Below are 11,733 nucleotides of genomic sequence, written 5' to 3'. Positions count from 1 at the left end.
AAAATAAATATTATTTTTCAAATAAAAAAGCAAAAGCCCTTTATTGGCTTTTGCCTGCAGTATTGTTTAGTGTTTTAATGCCTCATAAACTGCTGAAATCACACTTCCATATTGACTGATGCTGTATGTGTCACCTTGAAACTTATGCGGATCTTTTGTTGGATCGATAACAGGAGAATGTTTTTTATTTGTCAGCAGAGCAACTGCTAAATTATTTTCTCTGTCTATCACCGTTACTGTTCCAGTCCAGCCGGTATGCCCAAATACATTTTTCCCTGCATACTCGCTGAACATCCACTCCATGCTTGAATCACCGTTCAAACGCCATCCTAACCCATATGTAGGATTCATATCATAAGGTTCTACAAATTTATCAATGGTCTGTTTATCAAATAATTTTATATTTCCATAGCCCCCATCATTAAGCATTACCTGCATCAGGACAGCAAGATCTGAAGTGGTGGAAAAGAGGCCTGCATGACCGGATATTCCATCCATTGAATAAAAGGACTTTTCATCATGAACCTCTCCTTGGAGAGTATAGGTACGGATATTAGGGAACGAAATAACTCCATCTCTAGTGTTGCCGTGCAATTCAGTTGCAGCAAAATCCTTTTTCTTGAATCCTTTGCGGAGCGGATTAAATAAGGTATGCTTTAATCCCAATGGCTTATAAATATGATTTTCAGTATAATCGTCAAGCTGCTCTCCAGTAATTTTTTCAATAATAAATCCAAGGAGCATATAGTCAATGTCACTGTATACCTGTTTGGTGCCAGGTTCATACTCAAGGGGAGTTTTCAAAATCATGGAAAGGGTTTTACTTCGTTCCTGGGAATATAATTCTCCCGCCCTTTCAGGATTATGATAATGGACGCTTGAAGGAAATCCGGCAGTATGATGAAGCAGGTCGATTATCCGGAGCTCCGCTTTCCCTTTTATTTCATCGTCCGCAGAATCTTTAAATTCAGGAAAATAGTGCTGAATTTTTTCTTCAAGATTGATCTTTCCTTCACTGACAAGATGCTGCAGTGAAAAATTAACGGCATACATTTTCGTGTTTGATGCTAGATCAAACATGGTTTTTGTTTTCATTTTCTGCAGATGATTTAAAGGATTAGAACCATCAAAGACCTTGGCTGAACCATATGCGGAGTTTTTAACAATCTTGCCATCTTTAATTACGACTAAAACTGCTCCCGGAAAACCAGCTTCTATTTCTCCCTCGATCAGCTTATCAACCTCTTTGAGTTTTCTGGAAGAAAAGCCTGCATCCTCGGGGCGCTTTGCTTTTGATAGGATTGGATATTTTATTGGTTTCTTATGTGTAAATCCTTGCTCTTCTAAGCTGCTTCCTGTTCTGCCCACTTCTTCTCCCAGAGCTGCAGCGGGGTATGGCAGCAGCAAACCCAGCACTATAGCTAAAACTGTCAATTGTGTTATAAATCTTTTCATATTCTCCTCCTTGTATTTGTTTTAATATTCTCAATAGTCAATATACTATTCTATATTTATTAAAGCTGTAAACCAATACCTTAGCCTTTCTATTAAATCAGTTCTTGTGAACCAAGTTCTTTTATCTTCATATTAGTTCCATAGTAGTATCTGCAGAAAATGAATGAATACTAAAACATCCATGCATAGCAAACACCTTTATAGTAAAATAAAAGCAAGATTATCATTTGGGGGATTCATAATGGAGGAGCATTTTTCACATAACAGCCGGCTTGGAATTGCTATTCCCAGCTTTGACAGGGAATGGGATGAATACTCACACAGAACACAGCAGATGATCCTGTTTCAATGGGAAAAGATAAGAGGCAGGATTCCTGACCGCATTGCCGAGCTTGAAGCGGATATTAACAGGAAACAGGCCGAGCTTTCAGATGAGGGGAATTTTGAAAAATCATGCAGACTCAACAGCGAAATTTCAGAACTGGCATCCATCATTAATGATTTGTGGCTTTGGTACCGAACAAATCAGGATATTACAGGAAAGATGCATTCATAAGAAAAACCTTTCCGCGGCGGAAAGGTTTTTTGCCTCTTATAAATCTTTTCTAAGTTCCCTGACGATATGCCCGAGTTCTGGCAGAATCAGCTTATTCATGGCCAGCCGAACTGCCCCTGATGATCCAGGAGTTGAAAAAACGGCTTTATTTCTAACTGTCCCTGCAGCTGCCCGCGATAGAATGGCCGCTGAACCAATATCTTCCGTGTAGCTCAGCATTCTGAACAATTCGCCAAATCCATCGATTTCTTTATCAAATAATTCTCTAACCGTCTCAATCGTAACATCCCGGAGAGCAATACCAGTGCCTCCATTTGTTAGAACAGCATCAATACCGGGGTTTTCGCAGCCTTTTAATACGGCCTCACGAATGAGAGTTCCTTCATCCTTGACGATTTCATAGTCAGCTATATTATGTCCTGCCTCTTCGAGCAGCTGAATCATCAGTTTTCCGCTTTTATCCGTTTCTTCATCTCGCGTATCACTTACGGTGATCACTTTGCACCTGACTTTTTTTGGCGCTTCTTTTTTATGCTCTAATGTACTCACTTGGCACCACCTTTCTTTGAAAAATCATTCCTCGGTTTACTGCTGATCATTCTTAGTTTTCAGATATCTCATCTGATAATATTTATGGGCAAATTCTGTTACTTTTCTTGTCAGCTGGTAATTAGTCCCTGCCCCTATGGCCATGCTGATGAAAGGTATTCCCTGAATAGATTTTCTGCGAAAAAAATAAATTGCCATTCCTTTAAAAAGCTGCTTCATTGGCTGCTCAATCCAGGTAATATCAGTCAATTCTTCTTTTCCTTCATAAAAATAAAATTCTTCCTGGTTCTTCAGCTCGTCCATTAATTCTTGCCATGCACTGCTCTGCATGCGAGCCGGTAATGTGGCAGCATGAAAAACCTTAAGAGAACTCATCATTTCAAATGGAGTATTGACTTCAATGCCATAGGTCATGGCAATCAGCTGTACGGCACGAAGATTAATAACTGCCATAGCAGGAATATCTGCACCCAGCATGAGTGAGCTGCCAGAACCTGCAATGCCGCCCTGTGCAAACGAATAAAGCCGATGGCGGGCAATCTGCTGTTGAGCTATGTATTGAAGCTGGTCGATATTTAGCTTTTTAAGATCTTCAATCGTCTCGATATCAGAATGAAATACACGGCCTGCGGTCAATATTCGCTCTTTCGCATCCATTTGAAGCTGTGAACCTTGAATAAGCGCATGAAGATGAAACAGCCAGCTATCCATTGCCGAAAAAAATTGATGCTGAACTTCTTCAGGCAATAGTGAAAAAGACCTTTCCAATGATTTATCATAAACCATCTCCAAATCATTGGGCTCATAACTCAGCAGGGTATTTTCCCACTCCTGAATACCTGCCAAAACGCTTTCTTCCCGTTCGTTCAATGGCATCGCAATTCCTCCCAAAAAACATTTTTTCTTTGACTCAGTATAGCATAATTCAGATGGAAAATTCTCCTTCTGTCTGATTGTGAATTTTCATTCCCATACAACAAAAAAGACAAGAGCTTATAAAGCCCTTGCCTATCTTGAATGTTATTTAGCTAATCTCACAACATCACGTGCAATCATAACTTCCTCATTTGTCGGGATAATCATGACTTTAACTGGTGAGTGAGGGTAGTTGATGAATGCTTCTTCACCGCGCACTTTGTTTAATGCAGGATCCCAGTATACGCCCATGAATTCCAGCCCCTGAAGAACTCGTTCACGGATAACATCACTGTTTTCACCGATTCCAGCTGTGAAAATGATCGCGTCTACGCCATACATGCGGGAAGCATAAGATCCGATATATTTATGGATTCTGTTTGCGAATACTTCAAGAGCCAATTCTGCTCTTTCATTTCCTTCGACAGCTTGAATTTCAATGTCCCGAAGGTCACTGGAGAAGCCGGAAACACCAAGCATACCGCTCTTTTTATTTAGCACATCAAGAACTTCATCTGCATTCTTGCCCGTCTTTTCCATTATGAATGGAATAAGTGCAGGGTCAATGTTACCTGAACGCGTACCCATTGTAACACCTGCTAACGGAGTGAAGCCCATTGAAGTATCGATTGACTTTCCGCCTTCAATCGCTGTAATACTGGCTCCATTTCCTAAGTGGCAGGAGATCAGGCGAAGCTGCTCAAGTGGACGGCCGAGCATTTCCGCTGCACGCTCTGAAACATATTTATGTGAAGTTCCATGGAAGCCATACTTGCGGATGCCATACTTCTCATAATACTCATATGGCAAGCTATATAGGAAAGAGCTTTCCGGCATCGTCTGGTGGAACGCAGTATCAAATACTGCCACTGCAGGCACATTTGGAAGGACCTGCTGGAACGCCTTAATTCCCGTAATATTAGCTGGGTTGTGAAGAGGTGCAAGCTCAGATAGTTCATCTATTTTTGCAAGCACTTCATCTGTAATAACCGCAGAATCATTAAACGCTTCACCGCCGTGAACAACACGGTGGCCAATACCTTCGATTTCATTAAGAGATTTAATGATCCCCAGATTTGTTAATTTTTCTAAAAGGATTTTAACAGCTACTGCATGATCTGGTATATCTGTTACTTCCTTAATTTTTTCGTTATTTACAGAAATATTGAAGACTGCATTATCCAGCCCAATACGCTCTATTAAGCCTTTTGTAATAACCTCTTCACTCGGCATGTCAAATAACTGAAATTTTAATGATGAACTGCCGGCGTTAATTGCAATGATTTTTGCCATAAAGCTACCGCTCCTTTAGAAGATGTTCAAGGGGACTGATCTGTCACCTAAAACCCATACTTTTATATAACAATGTGTGATACTGCGAAACAAAGTAATACAACTTTATTTTGTGCATCGGACACACTTAATATCTCTCAATTTTCCATTTAAACACTGTAAGCAAAACATTTCAAGAATCACCTTGCAATGGTATCGTTTTCATGCTAAATTAAGTGTTTTCTGACACTTCATTAAATTGATTCATTAAAAAAAGAAGCCGTCAAATGCTCAGCTTCTTTTTCGTTTATCCTTATTTGCTTTCTTTAAACCATCCATCAATTTTTCTGAGGATTTTTTCGGTTTCTGCTGTTTTAGATAAGCTTGGCAAGTTGACCAGGAGAGCCTGCTTAGGGGGAGTGACTCCTTCCCCTTTCTTCTGAAGGATGAAGATGCTTTTGGCTGCTTTTTCATTTTTGAACATGGTGAGCGGCAGCTGTATCAATCCTTGGATGTAGGCATTTTCCTTAATATATTCATGCAGCTTAGGAGCCTGATCACTTTCGAACATACCATTTGGAATGATAAAAAATAAATATCCTCCAGATTTCACATGATTCATGCTCTGCTCAATAAATAAGTGATGGGAATAGGAATGCCCCTCATCCGCTTTAAGCTTATACTCGGCAGAACGGACATCATTCGGATAATACCCGACAGGCAAATCACTTACTACAGCATCGGCAGATTCAATAAACAGCGGTTCAAGGCTATCCTGGTTGAAAAATTGAATAGGATGCTCCTGTAAATTGGCATTAATGTAAGCCAGCTTGATCAATAAGTCATCAATTTCAATCCCGGTTGCCTCAATCACTTTACCGCTTTGGTGATTCATAACAGTAGTCAATAAGTTTCCTGTTCCTACTGCAGGATCAAGCAGGCGGAAACTCTTTTCCTGAATGAATTTTTCAACAAGATACCCCATCAGCATTCCCACAGCATCAGGAGTCATTTGATGATTAGGCTGCACATTCTCTTTCATGCCCTTTAATATAGCAAGCTGAAAAGAATTTCTAATTTCTTCTTTTGAGCAGCTGTTTAAGTCAATGGATTCGTAACTCTTCCTGAGCCTCTTAATGGTTAATTCACTTAGCTCATCCTGAAGAATGCTTTCATGAAATAAATTCTCTCCTGTTTCAGCAAGAGCTTCTAAGTATGTACAATGCAGTTCTTCCTGCATAATTACAGCCGTTTCATTTAAAATCGTAAATAATTCCTCAACCGGAGTTATTTTCACAGCATATTCCTCCCGTCCTTATTCTTTTTCCTATTTTAACGGGCTTTTGGTTCATTCACAAGTTTGGTGCTGATGAACAAAAAAATAAAAGCTCCGGAACGAATCCGGAGCCTCCAATATTCTAAATTATTTCGCTTGTTTAGCTGCTTCCACTGCTGCTTCATAGTCAGGATGGTCAGTTGCTTCACTAACATATTCCGCATATGTCACAGTGTCATTTGAATCGACAACAAAAACAGCACGAGCCAATAGACGAAGTTCCTGGATGGCTACCCCATAAGCTTCTCCGAAAGACAGGTCACGGTGATCGGAAACAGTTTGAACATTTTCTATGCCTGCAGCTGCACACCAGCGTTTTTGAGCAAACGGAAGATCTACGCTTACAGTAAGAATTTTAACATTATCAAGCTTGGAAGCTTCTTCGTTAAAACGGCGTGTCTGTGCATCACAAACGCCCGTGTCGATAGAAGGTACTACGCTGATTAGACGTACCTGCCCTTTAGAGTCAGCAAGTGTAACTTCAGAAAGATCATTAGCCAGAACCTTGAATTCAGGCGCTTTATCTCCTACTTTTACTTCATTGCCCAGCAATGTTACAGGATTTCCTTTGAATGTAATAGATGCCATTTAAATCGTCCTCCTTAATCACTTATGTACAGTGTAAATCATATCTTTTCAGAATCTTTTTTGCAATTATTAAGGATACTTTCCAAGAAAAAAGTTAACTCTCCATAGGAAAGTTAACTTCCTTATTCTCTCAGATATCCAGATCCTGCTTTGATCCGCTATACTCATCTTTGTTTTCTTGATGGTTCTGGCCTTGCTGGCTGCCGGAACCGGTTTCTTTCTTATTATTAAACATCTGCTGAATTTTATCGACTGCCTGCGGGGCAAGGTCAAGTATTTTCTCATACAAATGAGTGCTTTCATCAAGGTGAACCATTTTCACCCCGTGGGAATTGACAATCAAAAAGGCGATTGGAGTAATAGAGACACCGCCTCCGCTACCTCCGCCAAATGGATGGCCCTTTTCCTCGGCTGATTGTCCATCAAGCATAAATTCGCTTCCTCCGGCTGCAAAGCCAAAGCCTACCTTTGAAACAGTTAAAATCACACTGCCATCAGGGGTTTCTACAGGATCCCCGATTATGGTGTTAACATCAATCATCTCTTTCAGATTTTCCATGGCAGTTGTCATAAGCCCTTGAATTGGATGGTCAGACATTCATTGCTCCTCCTCTATTAGACAGTTTGAGTACCATCATCAGATAAGGCAGAAAGCGGCTTCGCCCTAAAGTCCGGCCGTCCGCCTTTCCAATATTTGATCAGTTTAATTCCTGCTAACATAGCATGCCCGACACGAAAATGAATCATACATGAAATGGCTGTTTGCGAAACGGAAAATTGAAAATGGGGAGTAACAGTGATGCTGGGAGGCGTTTTCAGTTTCATATAATGACTGATTAATCCAATAATGCTCCCTTTTATCGCCCAGAGAGCCCCGGTGATCATCCCCGTATGGGCAGCATCCCCAAGGCCTGCAAAAGTATGCCATTCAAGATTCCGGATAGTTACACGCTTTAGAAATTTCCGGATTATTTTGTGGAGAGAGACGATATGATTAATAATAGCTTTCGTGTCATGTAAACTATTAATAAGGTCAGTCGGTGAGAATTGCTTTGTATCCTTGCCAGATGAATCTTCCTGTGGCCCTGCAGCCGTCTTTTCCTTTACGACAACCGTTGGCGAGTTATCATCAACCTTTATCAGCGGGACTTCAATTTTGTATCGGATCAGTCCGAACCAGGCTTTCAATTGTATTTTTAGATGATCGTTATCATTTCCATGGTAAAAATGAAAATATATCTTTAGTTTTGTTATCATAATTAGAATTAAAAGAAGTATAAGGGCAATTGCAGCAATCAGGATCCACTTCATTTTTTTCACACCCTTTCAGCTTTGTATTATGCCCATCTGAAAAAAAATAAACCTGCCACCAGGCGGTGACAGGCTTCAAATTCTCCATTAAATGACTTGTTCATTTTGCCTTTCATGAACAACAGTGGTATCAGCAAAAAGATCATGAAGTCCCTGTTTTTTCGGCAGGAAGGCTATAATCACATAGCCGATAAAAATGGTCGCTGATATAAAACGGCCGATCCATTCACGGAACAAAATGGTGCCCCAGGTCAGCTTTTCTCCTTTAAGATCTACTACTCTTAAACCGAATACCATTTTCCCGAGCGTCTTGCCAAAAAACTTTGTCATCAGCACAAAATAGGCATAAAACGTAATGGCCGTTGCTATGGAAATCGGTGAAAACAAATTGCTTTCATGCAAAGGAATATCCAATGCTCTAAAAATTGGATTGATTAATATCCGGTCTACACTGCCAACTACAACTAAATCTAATAGATAAGCCCAAAATCTCATCCAGAAACCGGCTAACCTGATGGGTGCCGTAGCCTTTTGAATGGGGAGGGTTTCTGCCTGTGTGACCGTTTCCTTGCCTGCCGAATCTGCATCAGCAATAGCTGACTCGATCCCGCCTTCATCCTGCCTTACATCAGGATGGGCAAGTTCTCTTTCATTAGAATCATTTGAAGTCATCTTTTCTCCCCCTCCCTATTCAGCATAAAGATACATTAAACGCGGTGAGTTTGGCTGTGATAACAGCTTCATTACTCCTGCCATTTCCAGGTCATCACCCATGATTTTTCGCGCTCCCATGCTGAACATGGAGCCGAACCCGAAATTCTCAGTATACTTTACAACCTGTGCACCATTTAATTTATGGTCTTTCTTTAATTGTTCAATAACATCATCATCATAGCCAAAACCATCAATCAGATTCAGTTCTTTAGCCTGCCGCCCGTCATAAATTCGGCCATCCGCAATTTCCTTCACCTGTGCCTCGGTTAATCCGCGGCCTTCCGCAATAACTTTAACAAATCCGTCATATGAATTATTAATCATGGATTGAAGGATCTTTCTTTCCTCGTCCGTCATCTCCCTGGTAGGACTCATAATATCTTTATATGGACCGCTCTTAATCGTTACAAACTCGACACCATATTTTTCAGCAAGCCCCGCATAATTATAGCCCTGCATAATGACACCCAGAGAACCGGTTAATGTCTCGGGACTGGCAAAAATCTTGTCAGCCGGAGCGGATATATAATAACCTCCTGATGCAGCCATTGATCCCATTGATATGTATACGGGCTTCTTTGTCTCTTTTTGTATTTCAGTGATTTTATCATGTATTTCAGCGCTTTCAACTACCCCTCCTCCTGGGGAATTAACCTTAATAACAATCGCCTTTACTGTGCTGTCTTCTTTTACATAATCAAGATTATCCATGAATCCTTTATGATTATATCCCGGGCTTGCAAATAAAGAAGCTGCATCACCCGTATCCTGAATTACTCCATTCACATCCAGCACGGCAATCTTTTTCTGTGCATTTCCCTCTTCAATAACTTCTTCCAAAAATGCTTCATTGCCTCCTGCAAACAGTTCATTTACCGAGCTTTCCAAATCTGTAAATGCAAATGCAGTCACAAAATTCAGCACCACGGAAAATACAAACAGACCTGCTGCTATTCCCAGTGCAGCCCAACGTTTCCCATTCATTAAGAAATCCTCCTTTTAAAATGCCCTCTCCTAACATACCCAGCCTCCTTGTTTGGCTGACTATGCTGCCCAGAAAACCTATTTGTCACATAGTCTTCATACGTATAAAACTTTTAAAATGTTTCAAAAAAAGGTAAACTGAATTCAACAACCATAATCATAGCAAAATTTGAATTATTTGGGAAAGAAAATCATCAAGACATTTTCCCCTCTGAAATTTCACAACTTTCTTACTGCTTGGAGGAATGAATATGCCTGAAAGACGCAATATATACTTTTATCACAAAAAAGATGAAGAAACGATGGAAAAAGTAGCACCTCTTTATAGCCTGGCTGAGGAGCACGCCTTTAGGATCGTCAATGACTTCAAGAAAGCCAATATTATTGTCAGCATTGGAGGAGACGGTACGTTTTTGCAGGCTGTCCGTAAAACCGGCTATAGGGATGACTGTTTGTATGCCGGAATTTCAACGACTGGAAGCCTTAGCCTGTACTGTGATTTCCATCTCGATGAAACAGATAAGATGGTAGAGGCAATGACAAATGAACAGGTAGAAGTAAGACGTTATCCCACTATTGATGTTACAGTTGATGACCAGACATCCTTTCAATGCCTAAATGAATTCAGCATCCGCTCTGCCATAATTAAAACATTGGTAATCGATGTCTTTATCGATGATTTTCATTTTGAAACTTTCCGCGGCGACGGAATGATTGTTGCCACTCCAACCGGGAGCACAGCATATAATAAGTCTGTAAACGGGGCTGTTGTTGACCCGCTTCTGCCATGCATGCAGGTGAGCGAACTCGCTTCACTTAATAACAACCGCTATCGTACACTGGGATCCTCTTTTATCCTGAGCGAAAACCGGCAGCTGACTCTCAAAGTAGTTCAAGATGGCAATGACCATCCTACAATGGGAATGGACAATGAGGCACTAAGCATTCAGCATGTTGAAAAGATAGATATAAAGCTAAGCAGCAAAATCATTAAGACCGTAAAACTGAAGGATAATTCCTACTGGGAAAAGGTTAAGAGGACATTTTTATAAAAAAAGAGTTTCGCATATCCATGCGAAACTCTTTTTTCTATATCCCGACACCTTTTCCCCGCTTTAGTTTTGTTTCCCAATGGGCAAAAAGTTTTGTCCTCGAAACAGAGTAAATCGTTAAAGCTAGCCAAATAAACATAAAGGAAAGCAGGTGAAGTTTTGTAAAGTGCTCATGATAAACGAAAATCCCCAGAATCAGCGTAATGGTCGGCGCAATATACTGCAGAAAGCCAAGCATGGACATCGGTATCTTTTGAGCTCCTTTGGCAAAGTACAATAGCGGCACAGCTGTGGCTGCACCTGCCCCGATAAGAAGCAAGTCGGTGCTTAGCGAAACATGCAGAAGAGCGTGCTTATCATTTATAAAAAGCATCACCATATAAATAAATGCAATAGGAGTCACTACTAAAGTTTCCAGCGTTAAGCCAACAGCCGAATCCACTTTTATAAGCTTTTTGGCCAGCCCGTAAAGGCCAAAGGATAATGCGAGAACAATAGCTATCCATGGGAAATGCCCGTAGCTGACAGTCATAATCATAACTCCCGCAAACGCAAATCCAAAGGATACATATTGAGCAAATGATAATTTCTCTTTAAATACCAGCATGCCCAGAATCACACTTACGAGCGGATTAATATAATAGCCAAGACTTGCCTCAATCATCTGATCTGTATTGACCGCCCAAATATATAAAAACCAGTTGGTGCTGATCAGAATGGAGGCAATGACAAGGGCGAAAAGCTGCTTTTTGTTAGTTTTAAATCCTTTAAGTGTTGCAGTGAAAGCATTCCACTTTTTTGAGGCCACTAACATAATCAGCATAAAAAAGAATGACCAAAAAATCCTGTTAGCCAAAATTTCATCTGCCTGAACATGGTCCACCAACTTCCAGTAAATCGGTAAAATCCCCCATAAAAAGTACGCGAACCCAGCGTATAAAGCTCCCATTTGCACTTCATTATTTTTCATTGCATTTCCTCAATTCTTTCTAGTATCGAAA

At 40.5% G+C, this 11,733-nt stretch carries 13 protein-coding genes; 2 read left to right on the top strand and 11 right to left on the bottom strand.

All coding sequences use genetic code 11. The features are described from left to right. Positions 1–66: 66 nt before the first annotated feature. Positions 67–1,455 (bottom strand): penicillin binding protein PBP4B, encoded by a 1,389-nt coding sequence (pbp4b, locus tag NSQ49_RS17310; RefSeq protein WP_251283933.1) that lies wholly within the window; start codon positions 1,453–1,455, stop codon positions 67–69. Positions 1,456–1,696: 241 nt separating this feature from the next. On the opposite strand from pbp4b, the gene NSQ49_RS17305 reads away from it, so the two are divergent. Next, positions 1,697–2,011, top strand: a complete 315-nt coding sequence (locus NSQ49_RS17305) for a hypothetical protein (protein WP_159863427.1) — start codon at positions 1,697–1,699, stop codon at positions 2,009–2,011. 36 nt (positions 2,012–2,047) lie between these two features. On the opposite strand, the gene NSQ49_RS17300 is transcribed toward NSQ49_RS17305, so the two are convergent. The 9 genes from NSQ49_RS17300 to sppA form a co-directional block, all read right to left on the bottom strand. After that, on the bottom strand, positions 2,048–2,560 hold the full coding sequence (locus tag NSQ49_RS17300) for a MogA/MoaB family molybdenum cofactor biosynthesis protein (RefSeq protein WP_251283932.1): 513 nt from the start codon (positions 2,558–2,560) through the stop codon (positions 2,048–2,050). 36 nt (positions 2,561–2,596) lie between these two features. Then, the gene (locus NSQ49_RS17295) at positions 2,597–3,436 is read right to left on the bottom strand and encodes an EcsC family protein (RefSeq protein WP_159863429.1); all 840 of its coding nucleotides are present in this window, start codon (positions 3,434–3,436) and stop codon (positions 2,597–2,599) included. Positions 3,437–3,580: 144 nt separating this feature from the next. After that, entirely contained in the window at positions 3,581–4,768 is a 1,188-nt protein-coding gene (locus tag NSQ49_RS17290) for an acetate kinase (RefSeq protein WP_159863430.1), read from the bottom strand. Positions 4,769–5,060: 292 nt separating this feature from the next. After that, positions 5,061–6,044 carry a class I SAM-dependent methyltransferase gene (locus NSQ49_RS17285; RefSeq protein WP_251283931.1) on the bottom strand — a complete coding sequence of 328 codons (984 nt, stop codon included), beginning with the start codon at positions 6,042–6,044 and terminating at the stop codon, positions 5,061–5,063. Between the two features lie 126 nt (positions 6,045–6,170). Further along, positions 6,171–6,671: a thiol peroxidase gene (gene tpx, locus NSQ49_RS17280; RefSeq protein ID WP_159863432.1), complete on the bottom strand. Its 501-nt coding sequence runs from the start codon at positions 6,669–6,671 to the stop codon at positions 6,171–6,173. Positions 6,672–6,801: 130 nt separating this feature from the next. Then, positions 6,802–7,269: a GerW family sporulation protein gene (ytfJ, locus tag NSQ49_RS17275; RefSeq protein WP_159863433.1), complete on the bottom strand. Its 468-nt coding sequence runs from the start codon at positions 7,267–7,269 to the stop codon at positions 6,802–6,804. A gap of 17 nt (positions 7,270–7,286) precedes the next feature. Then, the gene (locus NSQ49_RS17270; protein WP_251283930.1) at positions 7,287–7,982 is read right to left on the bottom strand and encodes a DUF2953 domain-containing protein; all 696 of its coding nucleotides are present in this window, start codon (positions 7,980–7,982) and stop codon (positions 7,287–7,289) included. Between the two features lie 87 nt (positions 7,983–8,069). After that, positions 8,070–8,654 (bottom strand): RDD family protein, encoded by a 585-nt coding sequence (locus tag NSQ49_RS17265; protein ID WP_251283929.1) that lies wholly within the window; start codon positions 8,652–8,654, stop codon positions 8,070–8,072. Between the two features lie 15 nt (positions 8,655–8,669). Then, entirely contained in the window at positions 8,670–9,680 is a 1,011-nt protein-coding gene (gene sppA, locus NSQ49_RS17260) for a signal peptide peptidase SppA (protein WP_159863436.1), read from the bottom strand. 251 nt (positions 9,681–9,931) lie between these two features. Between sppA and NSQ49_RS17255 the strand changes: the two genes are divergently transcribed. Further along, complete coding sequence (locus NSQ49_RS17255; RefSeq protein WP_251283928.1) at positions 9,932–10,732, top strand: NAD kinase; 801 nt, start codon at positions 9,932–9,934, stop codon at positions 10,730–10,732. Positions 10,733–10,769: 37 nt separating this feature from the next. On the opposite strand, the gene rarD is transcribed toward NSQ49_RS17255, so the two are convergent. Beyond that, positions 10,770–11,702 carry an EamA family transporter RarD gene (rarD, locus tag NSQ49_RS17250; RefSeq protein WP_251283927.1) on the bottom strand — a complete coding sequence of 311 codons (933 nt, stop codon included), beginning with the start codon at positions 11,700–11,702 and terminating at the stop codon, positions 10,770–10,772. Positions 11,703–11,733: the final 31 nt, after the last annotated feature.

It is taken from the genome of Cytobacillus sp. FSL R5-0377 (genome assembly GCF_038004385.1).
GTDB lineage: Bacteria > Bacillota > Bacilli > Bacillales > Cytobacillaceae > Cytobacillus.
The sequence above is the reverse complement of the archived record's forward strand: the minus strand, read 5'-3'. Positions and strand labels throughout refer to the sequence as shown.